Raw genomic sequence first — 21,307 nt, forward strand, 5'->3', positions numbered from 1 at the left:
CCGCCTCATGAGCAGTGCACCAAGCTGCCGCATGCGAATACCGCCGGCCGCGCCATGCGGAACGGCCAGATGAACTACAGGCGCGACATCGATGGTCTGCGGGCCGTTGCGGTGCTGCCCGTCGTGCTCTTCCATTTCGGCGTGTCAGCCATTCCCGGCGGCTTCACCGGTGTCGACATCTTCTTCGTCATATCGGGCTATCTGATTAGCGGCAGCCTGCTAGACGATCTCGAACGCGGCCAATTCTCGATTGGCCGCTTCTACTGGCGCCGCGCGCGGCGCATCCTGCCGGCACTGACCTTCGTCATCCTGCTCTCGGGTATTGCGGCCTGGTTCATCCTGCTGCCGTCGGACCTCCACGAATTCAGCCTCAGCGTGATCGCGGCCTCAACCTTCTGGTCGAACATCTATTTCTGGAAGACGACGAACTATTTCTCCATCGACGCGGAACTGCGGCCATTGCTGCACACTTGGTCGCTTTCGGTGGAGGAGCAGTATTATATTTTCGCACCCATCCTGGTGTATCTGATCTATCGATACGCCGCGAAGCGCTGGCTGACGATATTGCTGCCTATAGCCGTCGCCAGTTTTGCCCTTGCGGTGATGGCTACTTCGCTGGCGCCGACCGCCGGTTTCTACCTGCTACCGACACGCATCTGGGAGCTGGCGCTGGGCGCCATGCTGATGCTGAAAAAGCCGCCGGCGCTGGCCAGCCGTCCGCTGACGGAACTGATCGGCCTGGCCGGTTTTGGCCTGATCGCATTCGGCTTTCTGACGATTTCGGAGAGCGACCCGTTTCCGGGCTACAATGCGCTGTTTCCCTGCATCGGAACGGCGCTGCTCATCTATGCCGGCCAACCGCACCCGGACAGGCCGGTGCCTGTCGCGACGCGCGTGCTTCAGTTCACCCCGCTAGTCTGGGTCGGCCTCATCTCCTACTCGCTCTACCTCGTCCACTGGCCGATCAATTCGTTCGTCCACTATCTCTCGCTGAAAGCCGTCGGCGTGCCGATGATCATGGCGATGATGGTGGCGAGCTTCGCCCTGGCGACATTTTCGTGGAAGTATGTCGAGCAGCCCTTCCGCCGGAAGGGGGCCTTCACCGCCCCACTGCCCATCTTCGCCTTTTCAGCGACAGCGATCGCCCTGCTTTGTGTCGGCGGCCTGGCCGGTGTGCTCGGCAAGGGTTTTCCGCAACGGTTCCCGGACTTCTCGACGGAGCGGATATTGGTGGGTGACTGGCGCAACGGTGTCTGTTTCAACGAAGGCGGGAGCCCGATCGAGGACTGGAACCTCGCCGACTGCACGCGCACGCATGGCTTTCCCACCAATGTGCTGCTTTGGGGCGATTCCTTCGCCGCTCACTATGTGTCAGGGCTGGAGGCCAACGTCCAAAAGATCCAGGCCAATGTCATCCAGTATACCTATGCCGGCTGCCCGCCCAATTTGAGCTACTTCTCTTACGCCCGGCCCGCCTGCACGCGCTTCAACGAACGGGCGCTGTCGATCATCCGCGATGCCAACGTCCAGGCCGTGATCCTGAGCGGCCGCTGGACCGACTACCAGGCCAGGGGCTTCGATGGTCTGCAAAAAACGGTCGACCGGCTGCGCGACATGGGCGTCAAAGTCTATGTCATCGGCCAGTCTCCGGAATTCATCGCCGACGTGCAGAAAATCGCCTTCTTCGCGAGACGGGAGCATGTCGCCAGCACATCCTGGCCGATGGCCATGGATCCGGACATCAACACGCAGGTGCTGCCGTTCACCAAAGGGGCCGCTTTCATCGACCCGTTGGCCTATCTGTGCGACGCGGCCGGCTGTTCCTATGCTGACGCCGGTACCAGGCAATTTCTCTACTTCGACTACGGCCATTTCTCGTCCGCGGGCGCGACGCTCGCCATCTCGAAATATTGGCCAAGCTTTGTCGCAAGCAACAAAGTCGCGAAGGCAAAATAAGATCGCGGACCAGCGCAGGCCCGATCGCGAAAGCCTCGCTTCAATCGCCGCTTTGCGATTGCCCGAAGGCCGAACCTCATGGTAACGAGGACACGCGCGGGTATGATGTAATGGTAGCTTGTCAGCTTCCCAAGCTGAACGCGAGGGTTCGATTCCCTCTACCCGCTCCAGTTTAGGCGCAAAGGCATTGCGCCTGATGGTGAGAACTTTCCACCTCGACGTTTTATATCATTCGTTCCCAACCTGGAGCAATTCCAGGAAAGTGCGCAACGGTTGCCCCTCCGGAGTTGGAGCGGATCAGCGATCCTATCAAACGCTGAATCGCTCTAAAGTTGACTAATTCGCATCTGCTTCTTCAGAAGCAACCGAGCGAGATTGTCGATGGTGCGCGGCGCCATCTTTTCGGGGAGATACGCTAGCAGATTCTTCGACCTCGCGTCATTGCGGTACCGCTCAACCCATTCCTCCGTGTAGGCGTCCCGCTGCAACCGCAAATTCGTCTTGAACTCGCAGCTCGGCATTTCAACCGACAATTGGCGCGCCAACGAGGCGACATACGGACGGGGGTCACTCAACAGATCTTCATAGAAAAAATGGTCGTAGGGCAGATCGGCCATGCGCAGGTAAGCACCCCAGAAGGCATGGCTCTGCTCGATCCGGAAGTAGACTTGGCAGATGCTGGCGAAGTCGTACTCCGGGATCGGATCAATACCGCTCGTCGTGCTCTGCCAACGGCCTGACGCTTTCGCCCGACAATAAGAAATTGCTTGACGAAGTCGGTCTCTCCGTTCCAGCAAGACCAATCCGATGCCATGGCGCCTGATGCATTCGGTGAGAAAGTCGACTCCATACTTCGCCTGCGTCGTCTCAAGGTGCCGCGAAAACACTTTTACAGCGAACCTGCCATTCGCGGTGTTGCCGCGATCAATCACCGCGCAAAGAAGTTCGTCGAAGGATTTTGGCTTGAATCCCAGCTTGCTGGGGTCGAGCCATTCGCCCGACTGCCCCAATATTCCGGTGCTGTTTGCCAGGCTGCCAAGCCATTCGGAGCCGCTGCGGGCCTCGGTCAGTATCGCCACACCTTTCATGGGTGCCGATTGCCCCTGGTCTGCAAACGTGTAGCCGGTGTTACGGGATATGGTTCTGCTCCTTGATGGCCCCTCGGTACGGTCACACATCTATCTGGCGGGCAATTCGATTAGTAAAGCCTAATATACTTCCGTCAAATCAATCTTAGGCCAAGCGGGGCGGACGATTCCGTCACGGTTGGGTGATCGGTGCCAAGTCGGGCACCGATCAAAACATGCAAGCCTTGGACCCTGCGCGTCTGTGCGAGACGACACCGGCCACGCAGCGGTGGCCGGCCTTTCGTCAACGGTTCGTCACAGCCACACGCCGAGCCATACCCGTTCACGCCAGCAGCGGACATGACGACGGCCATGACGCCAGTAACTGCGGCACACCCGTCTCCACCCGCGGCGCCGCCCGCCATGACGACGACGCCAGTGGCCACGATGGCCGTGATGCCAGCGACGATGGGAAACCTGCTCCACCTCGACCGCGTCATCGCCTTCGAAGACAGCCGGATCCGGCTTGTCCAGTTGGTCGAGAATTCCGTTGCCCTGGGGAATACCGGCAACCGCGCGACCCGGTCCGACCACGCCCGCAAACGCCACCGCCCCCGCAACGCCCAGCAGTCCAGTTAGAAACAACCGACGTTCCATCAAAACCTCCCGACTTGTTGACCATCGGCACCTCGTTCCCTCGCCCAAAACGGGCTCCAGCGAGCATGCCGATCGGGATGAACGCCCGCGCGTGCTTCCGGTTCCATCACCCCACTTCGCGCAGGATGAAATCGTGCAGCATCTTCGCGGCCGGCGACAGCGCGCGATTCCTGACCGTGATCAGGCTGTAGGGCCTGACCTCGATGTCGAATTCGGTCTGGACCACATCGATGGCACCGGCGAGCCCGTCCGGATTCTGGATGAATTTCGCCACTTGCACCGATACCGGCGCGATGGCGTCGGACTGTGCGACCATGACCAGCGTCAGAAGCAGCGAGCTGGTGTTGAGGATCCGGTCCGGCAGCGCGATGTTGCGGTTCAGGAAATTGCTCTCCATTGCCTGGCGCAAGGGCGAACCGCCCGACTGGAAAACCCAGTCATAGGCGGCGGTGTCTTCCAGCCGCACCACGTCGCCCCTGGTGAGCGGGTGGCCGCGGCGCACGATCAGGCAGGCCTTCTCGACGCCGATGACGCGCGACTCGAACAGCCGCGGATTGAGATCGTCGGGAATGCGCGCAATGATGAAGTCGTGGCGCGTGGCGATCAGTTCGCGCGCCAGCACATTCGAGGTCTCGACCTGCATGGTGATCTCGATGCGCGGATAGATGCGGCGGATTTCGCGGATCGCCGGCACCGCCAGCTCGATCGCAGGCGCCGTCACGGCACCGAGAAACACGGAACCGCCCTTGCCCGCCTTGAGCTCGGAAATCTCGCGATCGACCTCGCGCATCTCCAGCAGGATCGAGCGTGCACGCCTTGCCAGCGCCTTGCCGTAGGGCGTCAGCGTGATGCCGCGCGGCAGCCTTTCACACAGCTTGACCTCGAGCACCGCCTCCATCTCGGCGATCATGCGCGAGGCAGCCGGCTGCGAAATGTTCATGACCTGCGCCGCAGCGCTTACCCGGCCATGATCGTCGAGCGCGGCGATCATGCGCATGTGGCGCAGGCTTAGACCGCTGCGCAGCAAGGTTTCGCCGTCGCCCGGGGTCTCGTTGTAACCATTTGAAACCACAGCCGGATTCCGCAACGCTGCCATGTCTTTCCCTGCTCTGCTCGCAGCCCGCCGACATCCCCAGCGACCCGTCACCCCGTCATAACATATACCACCTGCGGTATAGCAACCATCAAAGATCGCATTTGACAGTTATGGCAAAAGGGTCGCAACTTCAGCGCGTTTCGAGACGTGACAATCGACGACGATAAAAATCGTATCGATTGAAATCAGCGCCTCGGGGCCATGGGAGGATACCGGAGATCGATATGACGGCAGCAGTGCCTTGGCGCTTCTGCACGATTGCGCGGCCCGCGACCCCCGGGGTGCCGCGTCCATCAACCAGGGAGAGTTATGTGAAAATCATCAAGACACTGGCCGCAGTCGCGGCGCTTGGCATCGCTGCCATGACCTACTCGGCACACGCAGCCGACAAGGGTCTCGTCGGCGTGCTGATGCCGACCAAGACTTCGCAGCGCTGGATCAATGACGGCGACGCCGTCAAGTCCCAGCTCGAGGCTCTTGGCTACACCGTCGACCTGCAGTACGCGCAGGACGACATCCCCAACCAGCTCAGCCAGCTGGAAAACGAGATCACCAAGGGGCCGAAGGCGCTGATCATCGCCTCGATCGACGGCACCACTCTGTCGGATGCGCTGCAGAAGGCCGCTGACGCGGGCGTCGTCGTCGTCGCCTATGACCGCCTGATCAAGAAGACCAAGAATGTCGACTACTACACCACCTTCGACAATTTCGGCGTCGGCGTGATCCAGGCGAATTCGCTGGTCAAGGGCCTCAAGGAGCGCTTCCCGAACACCAAGCCTTGGAACGTCGAACTGTTCGGCGGCTCGCCCGACGACAACAACGCCTTCTTCTTCTACAATGGCGCGATTTCCGTCCTGCAGCCGCTGATCGACAACGGCTCGATCAAGATCAAGTCCGGCCAGACCGGCATGGACAAGGTCGGCACGCTGCGTTGGCTCGCTGCCACCGCCCAGGCGCGCATGGACAATCTGCTCTCGGCCAACTACTCGGACGGCAGCCGCGTCGATGGCGTTCTGTCCCCCTATGACGGCCTGTCGCGCGGCATCACCGCCTCGCTGCGCGCCGTTGGTTACGGCACGGATGCACAGCCCTGGCCGATCGTCACCGGTCAGGACGCCGAGACTGCCTCGGTCAAGCTGATCATCACGGGCGAACAGTACTCGACGGTGTTCAAGGACACCCGCGACCTCGCCAAGGCCACTGTCCAGCTGGTCGACAAGGTGCTCTCGGGCGGCAAGCCCGACGGCCTCGACGAAAAGACCTACAACAACGACGTCAAGGTCGTTCCCTCGATCCTGTTGACGCCGCATGAAGTCGACAAGTCGAACTACCAGAAGCTGGTCGTCGACTCCGGCTACATCAAGGCCGAAGACCTGAAGTAATCCCGGTTACAAAGACAGGGGTCCTGCGCAACGCAGGGCCCCTTTCCGTTCACGAGCGACCCCGGTATTGTTTCTGCCGGAGTTAAAGCGCGCCGCTTCGAACCGGAACCCATATGACGCGCTTTAAGTCTTTGTTTCCGTGCATGTCGTCGTCTCAAAACCGCAGGCACTTTTGAGCGACATGCAACAGGAGGAGCTTGCCCTGATGACGACGATTTTGGAGATGCGCGACATCACCAAGACGTTCCCCGGTGTGAAGGCGCTGTCGAACGTCAACCTCAGCGTCGAGGAAGGCGAGATCCACGCCGTGGTTGGCGAGAACGGCGCCGGCAAGTCGACGCTGATGAAGGTGCTGTCGGGCGTCTATCCCTCCGGGACCTATGACGGCCAGATCATCTTTCAGGGCCAGGAATGCCAGTTCAAGGGCATCCAGGACAGCGAACACAAAGGCATCGTCATCATCCACCAGGAGCTTGCTCTGGTGCCGATGCTGTCGATCGCCGAAAATATCTTCCTCGGCAACGAGCACGCGACATATGGCGTCATCGACTGGAACGCCAACGAGGCGCGCACTGCTGCGCTGTTGAAGAAGGTGGGCCTCAAGGAAGACCCCAAGACGCTGATCACCAATATCGGCGTCGGCAAGCAGCAGCTGGTCGAGATCGCCAAGGCGCTGAGCAAGGAAGTCAAGCTGCTGATCCTCGACGAGCCGACGGCATCGCTCAGCGAGAAAGACAGCCAGGCACTGCTCGACCTGCTGCTGGAATTCAAGCGCCAGGGTATGACCTCGATCCTGATCTCGCACAAGCTGAACGAGATCAACCGGGTCGCCGACAAGGTGACCGTCATCCGTGACGGGCGCACCATCGAGACGCTGGCCAAGAAAGACATTTCGGAAGACCGCATCATCACCTCGATGGTCGGCCGCTCGCTCGACGACCGCTATCCGCCACGCGAACCTCACATCGGCGAGGTCGTGTTCGAAGTGAAGAACTGGTCGGTCTATCACCCGATCCATGCCGAGCGGCAGGTGATCAAAGGTATCAACATCAACGTGCGCAAGGGCGAGGTGGTTGGCATTGCCGGACTGATGGGCGCCGGCCGCACCGAATTCGCCATGAGCCTGTTCGGCCGCTCCTATGGCCGCCGCATCACCGGCGAGGTGCTTCTCAAGGGCAAACCTGTCGATGTCTCGTCGGTGAGCAAGGCGGTCCAACACGGCATCGCCTACGTGACGGAGGACCGCAAGACCTATGGTCTCAACCTCATCGACCATATCAAGCACAACATCACGCTGGCCAATCTCGGCGGCGTGTCTCGCCACAGCGTGATCGACGACATGCGCGAGCTCGCCGTTGCCAACGACTATCGCAAGAAGACCAATATCCGCGCGTCCAGCGTCTATCAGTTGACCGGCAATCTTTCGGGCGGCAACCAGCAGAAGGTGGTGCTGTCGAAATGGCTGTTCGCCGATCCGGAAGTGCTTATCCTCGACGAGCCGACACGCGGCATCGATGTCGGCGCCAAATACGAAATCTATACGATCATCGCGCGCCTCGCCTCGGAGGGTAAAGCGATCGTGGTCATCTCGTCGGAAATGCCGGAACTCCTCGGCATCACCGACCGCATCTACGTCATGAACGAAGGCCGTATCGTCGGCGAAATGCCGGCGGCGGACGCAAGCCAGGAAAAAATAATGCGCGCCATCGTTCGGGGAGAAGGAAAAGCAGCATGAGCACCGAGAGCGCCCCCGCCCCGCAAGGCAACGTCACCGACGAACAGCGTCCACGCATCGCCGTCTCGGCGCTGACGACGAACCTGCGCGAATACGGTCTGATCATTGCACTGATCGTCATCATGCTGTTCTTCCAGTTCACCACGTCGGGAACGCTGTTCAAGCCGGTCAACCTCAGCAACCTGGTGCAGCAGAACTCCTTCATCATCGTGATGGCGCTGGGCATGCTGCTGGTGATCGTCTCCGGCTATATCGACCTCAGCGTCGGATCGGTTGCCGGTTTCATCGGCGCGCTGGCGGCTAACATGATGGTCATCTGGCAGCTCGGACCACTCAGCAATCCGCTGGTCGTTTCCATTGTCTGCCTGGTCGTGGGCGGCCTGATCGGCGCGGCGCAAGGCTACTGGATCGCTTATCACCGGATACCGAGCTTCATCGTGACGCTGGCCGGCATGCTGATCTTCCGCGGCATCTGCCAGGCGTTGCTGGGCGGCGGATCCTCCGTCGGTCCGCTTCCAGACGACTTCAAAATGCTCAGCTCCGGCTTCATCCCGGATGTGATCGGCCCGCTGACGCTGATCCCGCCGACGGTGAATGCCGCCGGCAAGACCATCATGGGCAGCGGCCTGACGCTGCATATGACGACGATCGTGCTGGGTCTGATCGCCGTGGTGGCCTATGCCTATTTCGGGCTGCGCACCCGGCGCAAGCGCGAGCGCCATGGCTATGAGGCCGAGCCCTTCCCGCTGTTCGTCATCAAGACGCTGGTCGCCAGCGCGCTGGCGCTGTTCCTGGTCTATGAGTTCGCCAGCTACCGGGGCCTGCCGGTGGTGCTGCTCGTGATGGGCGTGCTGATCTCGCTGTTCGTCTTCGTCACCAAGCGCATGACCATCGGCCGCCGCATCTACGCGATGGGCGGCAACCCCAAGGCGGCGCAACTGTCGGGCATCAACACCGAACGGCTGACGCTGCTGGTGTTCATCAATATGGGCGTGCTGTCGGCGCTAGGCGGTCTGATCATCGCGGCGCGCCTCGGCCAAGCCGTTCCGGCGGCGGGTTTGGGCTCGGAGCTCGATGTCATCGCCGCTGTCTTCATCGGCGGCGCCTCGGCGATGGGCGGCGTCGGCCAGGTCATCGGCGCGGTGGTCGGCGGCTTCATCATGGGCGTGATGAACAACGGCATGTCGATCATGGGCGTCAATGTCGATTGGCAGCAGGTGGTCAAAGGCCTGGTTCTGCTCGGCGCCGTGATCTTCGACGTCTACAACAAGAACAAGGCCTGACAGGCTTAGGCGAGGCAAGCAGGAGGCATACGATCGCGGCGCTGCCGGCAAGTTGTCGGCATCAAGAGGTCCCCCGGGGGATCAAGCCCGCGAGCGCAATCCGGACGAAGAGTTCAACCCGTGGCGCGGCGAGGTCCGAGCCGCGCAGGTCAGGGTTTGCCAAGAGGCAACCGGGCCAAGACACATGAGAGAGGACTGACCATGCTGATCTCGCAGATTCTCGACGACGCCGACACCATTCGTGTCGTTGCCCGCAGCGGCGGCAAGACCCGCATCATCAACGGCGCCCGCAGCGTCTATTCGCTGGCCATGGAGGCTGCCCGCACCGGCGTCGGCCTTGCCGCGCTGATCGAGCGCAAGGGACTTGGCGAGACGGTCGATCTCGATGCTGCCTACAAGAAGGGGCGGCTGTTGTCGCCGATCAATCATCCCGATCCGGCGCATCTGCATCTCACCGGCACCGGCTTGACGCATCTCGGTTCGGCGGCGACGCGCGATTCCATGCACAAGAAGCTGAGCACCGATGGCGAGGAGCAACTCACCGATTCCATGAAGATGTTCCGCATGGGCCTCGAAGGCGGCAAGCCTGCCAAAGGCCAGGTCGGCGTGCAGCCGGAATGGTTCTACAAGGGCAATGGCACGATGGCCGTGGCGCCGGGTGCTGCACTCCTGTCACCGGCCTTCGCCAAGGACGCCGGCGAGGAGCCAGAGGTGGCCGGCATCTATGTCATCGGCGACGACGGCGCCCCCTTCCGTGTCGGCTTCACGCTGTCGAACGAATTTTCGGACCATGTGACCGAGCGGGTGAACTATCTCTTTCTCGCCCACTCCAAGCTGCGCAATGCCTCGTTCGGGCCAGAGATCCTGATCGGCGACCTGCCTTCCGATATCAGGGGCACGTCGCGCATCCTGCGCGACGGCGAGACACTTTGGGAAAAGCCGTTCCTGTCGGGCGAAGCGAACATGTCGCACACCATCGCCAATCTCGAACATCATCACTTCAAATATTCGGCGTTCCGTCAGCCGGGCGACGTGCATGTGCACATGTTCGGCACAGCGACGCTGTCCTTCGCCGACGGCATCAAGACCGAGGCCGGCGACGTGTTCGAGATCGAGGCCGGGGATTTCGGCCTGCCGCTGCGCAACCCGCTCGAGATCGAAAAGCCGGTGAAGGTGGCCGTGAAGGCGCTTTGAGTCGGTGATCTCCCCCACGAGGGGGAGATCGGCAGTTTCGGCCTCAGCGCGCTGCGCGGAAATGCTTGGAGAGTTTCAGGCCCTGCGCCTGGTAATTGGAGCCGAGATCGGTGCCGTAGAGCGCCTGCGGCCGCTTCAGCATGTGCTCGTAGACCAGCCGGCCAACGATCTGGCCATGATCGAGGATGAACGGCACTTCGTGGCTGCGCACTTCGAGCACCGCCCGGCTGCCGGTACCGCCGGACGCCGAATGGCCGAAGCCCGGATCGAAGAAGCCGGCATAGTGGACGCGGAATTCGCCGACCAGCGGATCGAACGGCGTCATCTCGGCGGCGTAGAGCGGCGGTACATGCACCGCCTCCTGGCTGACGAGGATGTAGAATTCGTCGGGATCGAGCACCAGTTCGCCGGCACCGCTCTTGTGGATCGGCTCCCAGAAATCGACGACGTCCTGCGCCGCGCGTTTGTCGACATCGACAAGGCCGGTGTGATGCTTGCCGCGATAGCCGACCAGCCCGTCACTGTCGCCATTGAGGTCGATCGACAGCGCGATGCCGCCGCCGGAAATGTTCGGTGGCTCGGTGGCAACCAACATTTCGGCGCGGTGCAAGTCGTGCAGTTCAGCTTCCGAGAGCAGCGCGTTGCCGGTGCGAAAGCGGATCTGCGACAGGCGCGACCCGGTGCGAACGACGATCGGGAAGGTACGCGGGCTGACTTCCAGGTAGAGCGGACCGTTGTAGCCGGCGGCTATCTTGTCGAACTCGTGGCCGCGGTCGGTCATGACGCGGGTGAAGATGTCGAGGCGCCCGGTCGAGCTCTTCGGATTGGCCGAGGCCGAAATCTCTGCCGGCAATGCCAAGCTTTCGAGCAGCGGAACGATGTAGACGCAGCCGGTTTCCAGCACCGCGCCGTCGGCAAGATTGATCTCGTGAAGCTTCAGCCGGTCGAGCTTTTCCGAGACCTTGTGGTTGGGGCCGGGCAGAAAGGAAGCCCGCACCCGCCAGGCCTTATCGCCGAGCCTGAGATCAAGGCTGGCCGGCTGGATCTGGTCGGTGTCGAGCGCGCGCGACGACTTCAGCGCGCCGGACTGGAACAGCGCGGAAATGTCCTGATCGGGAAGAATGCCTGTCTGCCGCAAGGCTTCGCTCCTTAGCCCAGACGATTTTCTTGCCGCAGATTCTCGCCGCAAAACCGTGGAAGAGTTTTGCGGAACCTGCTTGGTACAAACCTCTTAATCAAGCCGGCAATTGACGCAAGCGTGGGACGGGTCTAAAGGGTCGTTATCCCGTGGTGATTTGGCCGGTCGGCTTGCAGCCACGTTAAACAAGTCGCTAAAGGACCGTTGGCCGCAAGGCCGTATGGACCGGTTGCGACTTTCGCGGCCGGTTTTTTTGTGTCTGGAACAAAAGCGATGAGCAGCAAGAAGCGTAACTGGAAGCCTCAGACAGCCCTCGTGCATGGCGGAACCCTGCGTTCCCAATTCGGCGAGACGTCGGAAGCGATGTATCTGACGCAGGGCTATGTCTACGAAACGGCGCAGGCCGCCGAAGCTCGTTTCAAGGGCGAGGAGCCTGGCTTCATCTATTCGCGCTATGCCAATCCGACCGTCGACATGTTCGAAAAGCGCATGTGTGCGCTGGAGGGCGCCGAGGATGCGCGCGCCACGGCGTCGGGCATGGCGGCGGTGACCGCTGCGCTCTTGTGCAGCGTCAAGGCCGGCGACCATATCGTGGCAGCACGCGCCCTGTTCGGTTCCTGCCGCTGGGTGGTCGAAACGCTGGCGCCGCGCTACGGCATCGAGGCAACGCTGGTCGACGGCACCGACATCGCCAACTGGGAAAAGGCGGTCAAGCCGAACACAAAACTGTTCTTCCTGGAAAGCCCGACCAACCCGACGCTGGAAGTGGTCGATATATCAGCCGTCGCTTCGCTCGCCAATTCGATCGGCGCGCGGCTTGTGGTCGACAATGTCTTCGCCACGCCTTTGCAGCAGAAGCCCTTGCAGCTCGGCGCGCATATCGTCGTTTACTCCGCCACCAAGCACATCGATGGCCAGGGCCGCTGTCTCGGCGGCGTCATCCTCTCCGACAAGAAGTGGATCGATGAGAATTTGCACGACTATTTTCGCCACACCGGGCCTAGCCTGTCGCCGTTCAATGCCTGGACCCTGCTGAAGGGGCTGGAGACGCTGTCGGTACGCGTGCGCCAGCAGACGGAAAGCGCCGGCAAGATCGCTGACTTCCTGGCCGAACAGCCGCAGATCGCCCGCGTCATCTATCCCGGCCGCGCCGACCATCCGCAGGCCGATATCGTCAAGAAGCAGATGTCGGGCGGCTCGACGCTAATTTGCCTCGACGTCAAGGGCGGCAAGCAGGCGGCGTTCGCCTTGCAGAACGCGCTCGACATCGTGCTGATCTCGAACAACCTCGGCGATGCCAAGAGCCTGATCACCCATCCGGCGACGACGACGCACAAGAATTTGAGCGATGAAGCGCGTGCCGAGCTCGGCATCGGGCCGGGGACGCTCAGGCTGTCGGTCGGTCTGGAGGATACCGATGATTTGCTGGAGGATGTCGCTCAGGCGCTGAAGGCCGCGAAATAGCAGAAGCCTTTGGCTTTCAGGCGCGCGACGGCGTCTCTTCCAACTCGGCTGCCTTGGTGCCGATGGTCATCGCGTTGCCGCGCCAGTCGACAGCACCGCCGAGCCAGCCCCGCGCCCACATTGCCGGCAGGATCAGGTCGCGGGCCATGATCGCCGCGACCATGCGCGGCGACAGGTACCAGCCCTTGGACCAGGCCAGGGCGCATTCCGGAAGATAGAAGGCCGCGAGCACGGCGATGGCCGTCAGCGGCAGGCTGAAGCCGGCGCCAGCCGCTGCCGCCAGCGCAAGCACCAGCGGCACCACTGCGCCAGTCAGGATTTCAGGCGCGAAGAACAGCGGGAAGGTGACGCGGCGCAGCCGTGCCCAACGAGCCTGGCGCGACCAGATTTCACCAAGCCTGCGCCGGCCGAGCGGCTGTTCGAAGGGCGCGGCGACGAGATTGACGCGCAGGCCAAGGCTGTTGACCAGCTTGGTCGCGGCGGCGTCCTCGGCGATTTCGGCGGCCAGCGCACGGATGCCGCCATTGGCATCAAGCATCGGCTTGTTCCACAGCATGCTCTTGCCCTGGGCAAAGCCCAGGCCGAGCGCCTCGCCGGCATACTGCCAGCGCGCCTGCAGCGTGTTGAGGAAGGCGCATTCGACTTCGGCCCAGAAACCATCCGGCCGTGAGCCGATCGGTGTCGAGCAGACAAGGCCGGTATCCGGCCGCCACGCCGCCATCAGATGCTGGACATAGTCTCTTGGCATAAGCACGTTGGAATCGGCAAGAATGACCCAGTTGTGCCGCGCGGCTTCCCAGCCCTTGACGCAATTGTTGAGCTTGGGATTGGCGCTGACGCGGTCGTCACCGATCAACAGCCGGGCCGGGACCTTCGGGAAACGGGCGATGGCTTGTCTGATCAGCCTGACCACCGGATCGTCGGCATGGGCGACGCAGAAGATGAGTTCGTAGCGCGGCCAGTCGAGCGAGAAGGCGCGCTCCAGCGTCTCCTGCGTGAACGGTTCGACGCCGCGCGACGGTACGATGATGGATACCAGTTGCGATTTGCTCGCCGGCGGCGCGATCGTGACGCGCCGTTTCAGCTGTGAAGCCGCGAGCATGATGCTGGCAGCGTTTACGACAATCAGAGCAGTCGAAAGCGAGGCGGCTATGACAGTGAGTTCCATCGAGATCTGGTCACTCCAGAAAAGACGGCCCGCATGACAGGCGTTTTCAACAGTCGAAAGAGCGCCGAGTCGCCCGGTTCGTGCACACCACCATTATCGTGTGTCACTTAAATGACATTCTTTGCCGGCACCTGCCCTTCGAGGACAGCCGCGACAAGACGCGCACGTTGACCTGCTTGCCGGGAGCGCCGAAGGTTCTGTTTGTTTGATCATGATCTTTTCCGAAAACCGGTTCCCACTTTTCGGGATCATGTTCGGGAATGTTTTGGAGCCGCTTATGTATCGCGCCGTCACGCGCAAGATCGAAGTTCAGGTCAGGCCGTTCTATCTTGAGGATCGCTCGGACCCTTCCGAGAACCGCTATGTCTGGGGCTATCAGATAACGATCGACAATCAGTCGGACGAATTCGTGCAGCTTCTGTCGCGCTATTGGCACATCACCGATGGCACCGGCCGGGTCGAGGAAGTGCGCGGGCCGGGCGTCGTCGGCGACCAGCCCGAACTCAATCCCGGCGACAGCTATCAGTATACATCGGGCTGCCCACTCTCGACGCCGTCAGGGATCATGGTCGGGCGCTATACGATGCGCAACAAGCGCGGCGAGACATTCGACATTGCCATCCCGGCGTTTTCGCTGGACCTGCCGGGGACAAGGCGGACGGTGAATTAGCCCCTTTCTCCCCGTCACTATACGGGGAGAAATGCCCGGCAGGGCAATGAGGGGCGGCGTCAACCTTCCGGAGATATGTCCATGACGAGGTCTGCGCGCGGCTACCTGCCAAAGTTCGCGCTGCCCCTCATCCGCCTGCCGGCACCTTCTCCCCGTATAGTGACGGGGAGAAGGAAGCTCCTTTACTGCGCTGCAAACTCCGCTGGGTCGAAGTCGTATTGCGTCGAGCAGAATTCGCAGGCGACATGGATGCCGCCATCCTCGGTCGAGTCCTTGATCTCCTGTGCGGAGAACCCCTCGAGGATACCGCGGATCTTAGCCCTGGAGCATGAGCACTGATCGGCAACGGGCACGCCGCCGAAGACGCGCACGCCATGCTCGTGGAACAGGCGATAGAGCAGCCGTTCGGCGCCGATCGTTGGATCGATCAGCTCGGTCGGCTCGATGGTGCCGAGCAGCGCCAGCAGCTCCTGCCAGGAATTGTCGGCCGGGTCATGGATCTCCTCGCGCGGATCGCCATCGCCACCCGGCAGGTCCGGCACGCGCATGCGCTCGGGCGACTGCGGCAGGAACTGCGCCAGGATGCCACCGGCACGCCACTGTTCACGCGCGCCGCCAGGGCCGGGCGTCAAAAGCTTGGCGACCGAAAGCCTGATATCCGTCGGGATCTGTTCCGACTGGCGGAAATAGGTGCGTGCAGCGTCCTCCAGCGTTTCACCGTCGAGCTGGACGATACCCTGATAGCGCTGCGTGTGGGCGCCCTGGTCGATGGTCAGCGCCAGCACGCCGCTGCCGAGCAATGTCTGCTGGGACGTCTCGCCTGCCGCGACCAACGCCTCAAGCCGATCCGCATCGAAGCGTGCATAGGCGCGCAATGCCGAGGGCGTGGAGAAATCCGCCACCAGCATGTCGACCGGCCCGTCGGTGCGGGTCTGCAGGATGAACTTGCCCTCGAACTTGAGCGAAGTGCCAAGCAGCACCGTCAGCACACAGGCTTCCGCGAGCAGGCGGGCAACCGGCTCGGGATAATCGTGGCGCGTGAGAATGGCGTCGAGCATCGGTCCGAGCTGGACCGTGCGGCCGCGCACATCGAGCGGACCGACCTCGAAGGGTACGACGTGATCGTCGCCGGCATAGCCGAACTCGCCGAGTTTGGGGTGATGTTCAGTCACTTGATAGGTTTCCAACATGACAAAGCTCCGGGGCGCGGCCATGCGGCCCGGAGGGGCACATGCGTCCAAACGCGCTTGATTTGCGTCATGCGGCGCAGATAGGCATCGCGCCGCCGCAGATCAAGCGCCCAAGGATCAAGCGCCCAGACACGTCAAGCGCCCAAGCACTTCAAACAGCAAGACACTTCAAACACCAAGGCACCAGGCCAGCACCGCCTTCTGCGCGTGGAGCCGGTTCTCGGCCTCGTCGAAGACCACCGAATGCGGGCCGTCGATGACCTCGTCGGTCACTTCCTCGCCGCGATGCGCCGGCAGGCAGTGCATGAACAGCGCGTCCGGCTTGGCATGCGCCATCAGCTTGGCATTGACCTGGTAGGGCGAAAACACATTGTGGCCGCGGGCGCGATGCTCCTGGCCCATCGATACCCAACAATCGGTGACGATGCAGTCGGCCTGATCGACCGCTTCCTCGGGCGAGCGGGTGAAGTGCAGCTTGCCGCCATGCGCCTTGGACCAGTCGATATGCTTCTGCGCCGGCTCGCTGCCTTCGGGCACGGCGACGTTGAGGTTGAAGCGAAACCGCGCCGAGGCCTCGAGCAGCGAATGCAGAACATTGTTGCCGTCGCCGGTCCAGGCAATGGTCTTGCCGGCAACCGGACCGCGATGCTCCTCGAAGGTCATGATGTCGGCCATCAGCTGGCAGGGATGGGTGTCGTCGGTCAGTCCGTTGATCACCGGAACGGTGGCGTTCTCGGTCAGCTCCAGCAACCGCTCATGCGAGGTGGTGCGGATCATGATCGCATCGACGTAGCGCGACAGCACCTTGGCGGTGTCGGCGATGGTTTCGGAGCGGCCGAGCTGCATCTCGGTGCCGGTCAGCATGATGGTCTCGCCGCCAAGCTGGCGCATGCCGACGTCGAAGGAGACGCGCGTGCGCGTCGACGGCTTGTCGAAGATCATCGCGAGCACCTTGCCTTCGAGCGGCTTGGTCCGCTCGCCGGCCTTGAGGCGCGCCTTTCGCACCACCGCATCGTCCAGCATGAAGCGCAGGTCGCCCTCGGAAACCGTGGAGAGGTCGGTGAAATGGCGAACTGACATCGGCAATATTCCGGAATTACTTCGCGGCGGCCACGGCGATGGCATCCGCCAAGCCTTTGGCACCTGCGCGGATGCGATTGAGCGCCTCGTGGATCTCGGCGTCGGTGACGGTGAGCGGCGGCAGCAGGCGGATGACGTTATCGCCGGCCGGAACCGCCAGCAAATGCTGGTCGCGCAGCGCCATGTTCACCTTGGTGTTGGGCATGGCACATTTGAGGCCAAGCATCAGCCCGGTGCCCCTGATGTCTTCGATGACATCGGGGAACTCGTCGGCGACCGCCGCCAGGCCTTGCTTCATCAGCAGCGCCTTGCGCTGAACGTCTTCCAGGAAGCCGTCTTCCAGAACGACGTCGAGCACGGCGTTGCCGACCGCCATGGCCAGCGGGTTGCCGCCGAAGGTGGTGCCATGCACGCCTGCCGTCATGCCGACAGCCGCTTCATCGGTGGCGAGGCAGGCGCCCATCGGGAAGCCGCCGCCAATACCCTTGGCGATCGCCATGATGTCGGGCGTCACGCCCGTCCACTCATGTGCGAACAGCTTGCCGGTGCGACCGATGCCGCACTGGACCTCGTCGAAAATCAAAAGCAGGCCATGCTGGTCGCAGAGCTGGCGCAGCCGCTTCAATGACTGTGTCGGCACCGGGCGGATGCCGCCCTCGCCCTGCACCGGTTCGATGAGGATCGCTGCGGTCTCCGGCGTGATCGCCTTTTCGGCGGCATCGATGTCATCAAAGCCGACCTGGTCGAAGCCTTCGACCTTGGGACCGAAGCCTTCGAGGTATTTGTACTGGCCGCCGGCAGCGATGGTCGCCAGCGTGCGGCCATGGAATGCGCCTTCGAAGGTTATGACGTGGAAGCGCTCGGGATGGCCCTTGACGAATTGATAGCGCCGCGCCGTCTTGATCGCGCATTCCAGCGCCTCGGCGCCGGAATTGGTGAAGAACACCTTGTCGGCGAAGGTGGCATCGGCCAGGCGCTCGCCAAGCCGGCTCTGCCCCGGAATCTCGTAGAGATTGGAGACGTGCCAGAGTTTCGCCGCCTGCTCGGTGAGGGCAGCGACCAGATGCGGATGGCTGTGGCCGAGCGAATTGACCGCGATTCCGCCGGCGAAATCGAGATATCGCTCGCCCTTGTCGGTAACCAGCCAGGTGCCTTCCCCGTGGTCGAAGGCCAGGGGTGCGCGAGCAAAGGTCTCGTAAAGCGCCGAACCGCTCATTATATGCGTCTCCGGTACCGGAAAATCAAAAAAGCCGCCAAAGCGGCGGCCTTTGCGGCTTATCGTGTTTTTCGGCCATGAAGTCAACGAAAACGTCACGTAGTGGCGCGCGGCAAGCCCTCCAACAAGACGCCGGCTCACCAGCGACCGGGCAAGTTGGGGAAAACCGAAAAAACCGATTCGTGTTGCACTTGGGACTCTTGTCACCGAGTCAGCGCATAGAGTAGTTGTAGGCGAGAAATAACTAGATTTCGTGCGGCGGACCTAATCACTAGATATATGTGGTGTCTGCCCCAGCAGTGGTGCTGGGTCGGGAATGGATTCCGATTGCCGCACGCTTAGCAGGAGCGCGGTCTCATGAACTGGACTGACGAGCGGGTCGAACTTCTCAGGAAATTGTGGTCGGAGGGTCTGAGCGCAAGCCAGATTGCTGCCCAGCTTGGAGGGGTCAGCCGCAATGCCGTCATCGGCAAGGTGCACCGCCTGAAGCTGTCGGGCCGTGGTCGCGCAACGGCGACACCGGCACGCCAGAAGAAGACGGCACAGGGATCGACCGTGCAGAAATCGGTGGCGCGCGCCGCAAGTACGGCACGCCATGTCACGACTTCGATCGGCGCGACGGCCTTGCAAACGCAGTTCGATGCCGAACCGGTCACACGCCATCATTATATCCGCCCGGTCGAGAACGTCGTGGTGCCAGTTTCAAGGCATCTGCACCTCGTCGATCTGACGGAGCGCACCTGCAAATGGCCGAACGGCGACCCGCTGTCGGAAGACTTCAACTTCTGCGGCAACGAGGCCGCCGAAACCGGTCCCTACTGCAAGTATCACGCCCGCGTGGCGTTCCAGCCGGCAGCGGAGCGGAGACGCAATCGATAGATAAGGGAATAGGCAGTGGGAATTAGGCACTACGGCAATATGCCCTGAGCAGCGCTTGCGAAGCGCTTCTTCCTACTTCCTACTTCCTACTTCCTACTTCCTACTTCCTACTTCCTACTTCCTACTTCCTACTTCCTACTTCCTACTTCCTACTTCCTACTTCCTACTTCCTACTTCCTACTTCCTACTGCCTACTGCCTACCCTCACAGCCAGCCATTCTTCCTGAACCGCCAGTAGAGAAACGCGCAGATCAGCGCGATGACGGTCAGCACCATGGGGTAGCCATATTCCATCTTCAGTTCCGGCATGTCGCTGAAGTTCATGCCGTAGATGCCGGCGAAGGCTGTCGGCACGGCCAGAATAGCGGCCCACGAGGCGAGTTTCTTCGAGATCGCCGTTTCCTGGCTCTGACCAACCAGCAGGCTCGCCTCGAAGGCGAACGCCAGCACCTCACGCAGGCTGTCGATCTTTTCCTGGACGGTGCGGATGTGGTCGGTCACATCGCGAAACAGCGGGTGCATGGCGGTGTGGATCTGCGGCAGGTCGGCGCTGGTCAGCCGGCGACAGACTTCCACCAGCGGCAACGCCGCATTGCGCAGGCGCAGGAGATCGCGGCGCAGCATGTAGAGCCGTTCGATGTCGGGGCCGGTCATCGGCTTCAAAAGGACCTTGTCCTCGATCGCCTCGACCTCGTCCTCGATCTGCTCGAGCACGGGCATGTAGTTGTCGACGATGAAGTCGAGAATGGCGTAGAGGACGAAATCCTCGCCTTTGGCCAGCGAATGCGGGCAGCTTTCCCAGTGCTGGCGCACGGCGGCGTAGGATGTCGACGGGCCGTGCCTGACGCTGACGATGTAGCCCGAGCCGACGAACAGATGCGTCTCGCCGAAGGTCACCCGTCCTTCGATCAATTGAGCGGTTCGGGCAACGATGAACAGCGCGTCGCCATACTGCTCGATCTTCGGCCGCTGGTGCGGATGCTCGGCATCCTCGATCGCCAGCTCATGCAGGTGGAATTGCGCCTGGACACGCAGCAGGAGTTCGCGGTCAGGTTCAAGCAGCCCGATCCAGACGACGTGTCCCGATTTCTTGGCCCATTCGCCGGCTTCCTCGATTGGAATGTCGGCGATACGCCGCCCAGCCATATAGACGCTGGAGGCGATGATGCCTGAAGCCGATGCGGCTGGCTTGAACTCTCGGACATATTCCATCGCAGCCTCCGGAAACCAGACCCTTCATTGGGCCTGAGAAGCTTAACGCTGGGATAGTTTAGCGCAATATCATCTGGCGTTCGAGAGGACGAACGTTCATTTCGCCGGAAGCGTGGCTGAAACGCTGATCTTGTCGGTCTTGTCGCCCTTAGGCCGGTCGGCCGGCATCTGGTCACCGGTGACGATGTAGTAGATGGTCTCGGCGATGTTGGTGGCGTGATCACCGATGCGCTCAATGTTCTTGGCGCAGAACAGAAGGTGCGTGCAGGGCGTGATGTTGCGCGGATCTTCCATCATGTAGGTCAGCAATTCGCGAAACAGCGACGTGTACATGGCATCGATCTGATCGTCGCGGTCGCGCACGAAGCTGATCTTGTCGACCGAGCGTGACGCATAGACGTCGAGCACTTCCTTGAGTTGGGTGAGCGCCAGATTGGCGAGAGCCTCCAGGCCACGGAACAGGCTGGTCGGCTGGCGTCCATCGATGACGGCGACCACGCGCTTGGCAACATTCTTGCCAAGGTCGCCGACCCGCTCGAGGTCGGCGGAAATGCGGATGGCGCCGACGATTTCGCGCAGGTCCGTCGCCATCGGCTGGCGCTTGGCGATGATGATGATTGCCTTGTCGTCGATTTCGCGCTGCCCTTCGTCGAGCACCGCGTCGTCGCGGATGACCTTCTGCGCCAGTCCCGGATCGGCATTGACGAGAGCGGCGACCGCCTGCTCGACCATGCGCTCGGCATGGCCGCCCATCGCGGCGATGCGCTTCGACAGATACTTCAGCTCCTCGTCATAGGCGCTCATGATGTGCACGGACTGCATGGATGAATGCCTTCCCACGGGTTCTTGATCTTGAGTCGTTTCCTCGAATCCCCGCTGATACGCTAGCCGGATGACAGAAAAAAGAAACGGTCCCGTGG

18 protein-coding genes, 1 tRNA gene and 1 riboswitch are annotated in these 21,307 nt (G+C 61.8%); of the genes, 9 read left to right on the forward strand and 10 right to left on the reverse strand.

Going from position 1 to position 21,307, the window contains the following annotated elements:
* The first annotated feature begins 69 nt into the window (after positions 1 to 69).
* Both EB235_RS34230 and EB235_RS34235 read left to right on the forward strand, forming a co-directional pair.
* Positions 70 to 1,956, forward strand: a complete 1,887-nt coding sequence (locus EB235_RS34230; RefSeq protein WP_027033068.1) for an acyltransferase family protein — start codon at positions 70 to 72, stop codon at positions 1,954 to 1,956.
* A gap of 96 nt (positions 1,957 to 2,052) precedes the next feature.
* Positions 2,053 to 2,126: transfer RNA gene (locus EB235_RS34235), tRNA-Gly, on the forward strand.
* 156 nt (positions 2,127 to 2,282) lie between these two features.
* Here EB235_RS34235 and EB235_RS34240 read toward each other — a convergent pair.
* The 3 genes from EB235_RS34240 to EB235_RS34250 form a co-directional block, all read right to left on the reverse strand.
* Positions 2,283 to 3,044 carry a Stf0 family sulfotransferase gene (locus EB235_RS34240; RefSeq protein WP_027033067.1) on the reverse strand — a complete coding sequence of 254 codons (762 nt, stop codon included), beginning with the start codon at positions 3,042 to 3,044 and terminating at the stop codon, positions 2,283 to 2,285.
* 294 nt (positions 3,045 to 3,338) lie between these two features.
* A complete protein-coding gene (locus EB235_RS34245; RefSeq protein WP_080680925.1) occupies positions 3,339 to 3,680 on the reverse strand; it encodes a hypothetical protein in 342 nt (113 codons plus the stop codon).
* A gap of 106 nt (positions 3,681 to 3,786) precedes the next feature.
* Positions 3,787 to 4,776: a LysR family transcriptional regulator gene (locus EB235_RS34250; RefSeq protein WP_027033065.1), complete on the reverse strand. Its 990-nt coding sequence runs from the start codon at positions 4,774 to 4,776 to the stop codon at positions 3,787 to 3,789.
* 311 nt (positions 4,777 to 5,087) lie between these two features.
* Here EB235_RS34250 and chvE point away from each other — a divergent pair, with 311 nt between their 5' ends.
* From chvE to araD1, 4 genes are all read left to right on the forward strand, one after another.
* Positions 5,088 to 6,158, forward strand: a complete 1,071-nt coding sequence (chvE, locus tag EB235_RS34255; RefSeq protein ID WP_027033064.1) for a multiple monosaccharide ABC transporter substrate-binding protein — start codon at positions 5,088 to 5,090, stop codon at positions 6,156 to 6,158.
* 202 nt (positions 6,159 to 6,360) lie between these two features.
* Positions 6,361 to 7,893 carry a multiple monosaccharide ABC transporter ATP-binding protein gene (gene mmsA / locus EB235_RS34260; protein ID WP_027033063.1) on the forward strand — a complete coding sequence of 511 codons (1,533 nt, stop codon included), beginning with the start codon at positions 6,361 to 6,363 and terminating at the stop codon, positions 7,891 to 7,893.
* The gene (gene mmsB / locus EB235_RS34265; RefSeq protein ID WP_027033062.1) at positions 7,890 to 9,176 is read left to right on the forward strand and encodes a multiple monosaccharide ABC transporter permease; all 1,287 of its coding nucleotides are present in this window, start codon (positions 7,890 to 7,892) and stop codon (positions 9,174 to 9,176) included. Before mmsA ends, mmsB begins: the two co-directional genes overlap by 4 nt.
* Positions 9,177 to 9,377: 201 nt before the next feature.
* Positions 9,378 to 10,370 carry an AraD1 family protein gene (gene araD1, locus EB235_RS34270; protein ID WP_027033061.1) on the forward strand — a complete coding sequence of 331 codons (993 nt, stop codon included), beginning with the start codon at positions 9,378 to 9,380 and terminating at the stop codon, positions 10,368 to 10,370.
* A gap of 43 nt (positions 10,371 to 10,413) precedes the next feature.
* Here the strand turns inward: araD1 and EB235_RS34275 are convergent, their stop codons facing one another.
* Entirely contained in the window at positions 10,414 to 11,508 is a 1,095-nt protein-coding gene (locus EB235_RS34275; protein WP_027033060.1) for a 2'-deoxycytidine 5'-triphosphate deaminase, read from the reverse strand.
* 139 nt (positions 11,509 to 11,647) lie between these two features.
* Positions 11,648 to 11,725, forward strand: a riboswitch (SAM riboswitch).
* 56 nt (positions 11,726 to 11,781) lie between these two features.
* Between EB235_RS34275 and EB235_RS34280 the strand changes: the two genes are divergently transcribed.
* Positions 11,782 to 12,972 (forward strand): O-succinylhomoserine sulfhydrylase, encoded by a 1,191-nt coding sequence (locus EB235_RS34280; RefSeq protein ID WP_027033059.1) that lies wholly within the window; start codon positions 11,782 to 11,784, stop codon positions 12,970 to 12,972.
* 16 nt (positions 12,973 to 12,988) lie between these two features.
* Here the strand turns inward: EB235_RS34280 and EB235_RS34285 are convergent, their stop codons facing one another.
* Complete coding sequence (locus tag EB235_RS34285; protein WP_027033058.1) at positions 12,989 to 14,140, reverse strand: ceramide glucosyltransferase; 1,152 nt, start codon at positions 14,138 to 14,140, stop codon at positions 12,989 to 12,991.
* A gap of 277 nt (positions 14,141 to 14,417) precedes the next feature.
* Here EB235_RS34285 and apaG point away from each other — a divergent pair, with 277 nt between their 5' ends.
* Positions 14,418 to 14,810 (forward strand): Co2+/Mg2+ efflux protein ApaG, encoded by a 393-nt coding sequence (apaG, locus tag EB235_RS34290; protein WP_027033057.1) that lies wholly within the window; start codon positions 14,418 to 14,420, stop codon positions 14,808 to 14,810.
* 182 nt (positions 14,811 to 14,992) lie between these two features.
* Here the strand turns inward: apaG and EB235_RS34295 are convergent, their stop codons facing one another.
* The 3 genes from EB235_RS34295 to EB235_RS34305 form a co-directional block, all read right to left on the reverse strand.
* Positions 14,993 to 16,024: an Hsp33 family molecular chaperone gene (locus tag EB235_RS34295; protein ID WP_027033056.1), complete on the reverse strand. Its 1,032-nt coding sequence runs from the start codon at positions 16,022 to 16,024 to the stop codon at positions 14,993 to 14,995.
* Between the two features lie 144 nt (positions 16,025 to 16,168).
* Positions 16,169 to 17,080 carry an ornithine carbamoyltransferase gene (argF, locus tag EB235_RS34300; protein WP_027033055.1) on the reverse strand — a complete coding sequence of 304 codons (912 nt, stop codon included), beginning with the start codon at positions 17,078 to 17,080 and terminating at the stop codon, positions 16,169 to 16,171.
* Positions 17,081 to 17,096: 16 nt separating this feature from the next.
* Entirely contained in the window at positions 17,097 to 18,296 is a 1,200-nt protein-coding gene (locus EB235_RS34305; protein ID WP_027033054.1) for an aspartate aminotransferase family protein, read from the reverse strand.
* Positions 18,297 to 18,653: 357 nt separating this feature from the next.
* Between EB235_RS34305 and EB235_RS34310 the strand changes: the two genes are divergently transcribed.
* A complete protein-coding gene (locus tag EB235_RS34310) occupies positions 18,654 to 19,175 on the forward strand; it encodes a GcrA family cell cycle regulator (protein WP_027033053.1) in 522 nt (173 codons plus the stop codon).
* Between the two features lie 204 nt (positions 19,176 to 19,379).
* On the opposite strand, the gene EB235_RS34315 is transcribed toward EB235_RS34310, so the two are convergent.
* Positions 19,380 to 20,387, reverse strand: coding sequence for a magnesium and cobalt transport protein CorA (locus tag EB235_RS34315; protein ID WP_027033052.1), 1,008 nt, complete (start codon positions 20,385 to 20,387; stop codon positions 19,380 to 19,382).
* A 96-nt stretch (positions 20,388 to 20,483) separates the two neighbouring features.
* Complete coding sequence (phoU, locus tag EB235_RS34320; protein ID WP_027033051.1) at positions 20,484 to 21,209, reverse strand: phosphate signaling complex protein PhoU; 726 nt, start codon at positions 21,207 to 21,209, stop codon at positions 20,484 to 20,486.
* Positions 21,210 to 21,307 lie beyond the last annotated feature (98 nt).

This window comes from Mesorhizobium loti R88b (genome assembly GCF_013170845.1).
Classification (GTDB): domain Bacteria; phylum Pseudomonadota; class Alphaproteobacteria; order Rhizobiales; family Rhizobiaceae; genus Mesorhizobium; species Mesorhizobium loti_B.

Bases quoted from the DNA above. Each gene is read 5' to 3' on its own strand.
- EB235_RS34230 (WP_027033068.1), top strand. From the start codon at position 70: ATGAACTACAGGCGCGACATCGATGGTCTGCGGGCCGTTGCGGTGCTG.
- EB235_RS34240 (WP_027033067.1), bottom strand. From the start codon at position 3,044: ATGAAAGGTGTGGCGATACTGACCGAGGCCCGCAGCGGCTCCGAATGG.
- EB235_RS34245 (WP_080680925.1), bottom strand. From the start codon at position 3,680: ATGGAACGTCGGTTGTTTCTAACTGGACTGCTGGGCGTTGCGGGGGCG.
- EB235_RS34250 (WP_027033065.1), bottom strand. From the start codon at position 4,776: ATGGCAGCGTTGCGGAATCCGGCTGTGGTTTCAAATGGTTACAACGAG.
- mmsB (WP_027033062.1), top strand. From the start codon at position 7,890: ATGAGCACCGAGAGCGCCCCCGCCCCGCAAGGCAACGTCACCGACGAA.
- araD1 (WP_027033061.1), top strand. From the start codon at position 9,378: ATGCTGATCTCGCAGATTCTCGACGACGCCGACACCATTCGTGTCGTT.
- EB235_RS34280 (WP_027033059.1), top strand. From the start codon at position 11,782: ATGAGCAGCAAGAAGCGTAACTGGAAGCCTCAGACAGCCCTCGTGCAT.
- EB235_RS34285 (WP_027033058.1), bottom strand. From the start codon at position 14,140: ATGGAACTCACTGTCATAGCCGCCTCGCTTTCGACTGCTCTGATTGTC.
- apaG (WP_027033057.1), top strand. From the start codon at position 14,418: ATGTATCGCGCCGTCACGCGCAAGATCGAAGTTCAGGTCAGGCCGTTC.
- EB235_RS34295 (WP_027033056.1), bottom strand. From the start codon at position 16,024: ATGGCCGCGCCCCGGAGCTTTGTCATGTTGGAAACCTATCAAGTGACT.
- argF (WP_027033055.1), bottom strand. From the start codon at position 17,080: ATGTCAGTTCGCCATTTCACCGACCTCTCCACGGTTTCCGAGGGCGAC.
- EB235_RS34305 (WP_027033054.1), bottom strand. From the start codon at position 18,296: ATGAGCGGTTCGGCGCTTTACGAGACCTTTGCTCGCGCACCCCTGGCC.
- EB235_RS34310 (WP_027033053.1), top strand. From the start codon at position 18,654: ATGAACTGGACTGACGAGCGGGTCGAACTTCTCAGGAAATTGTGGTCG.
- EB235_RS34315 (WP_027033052.1), bottom strand. From the start codon at position 20,387: ATGGAATATGTCCGAGAGTTCAAGCCAGCCGCATCGGCTTCAGGCATC.
- phoU (WP_027033051.1), bottom strand. From the start codon at position 21,209: ATGCAGTCCGTGCACATCATGAGCGCCTATGACGAGGAGCTGAAGTAT.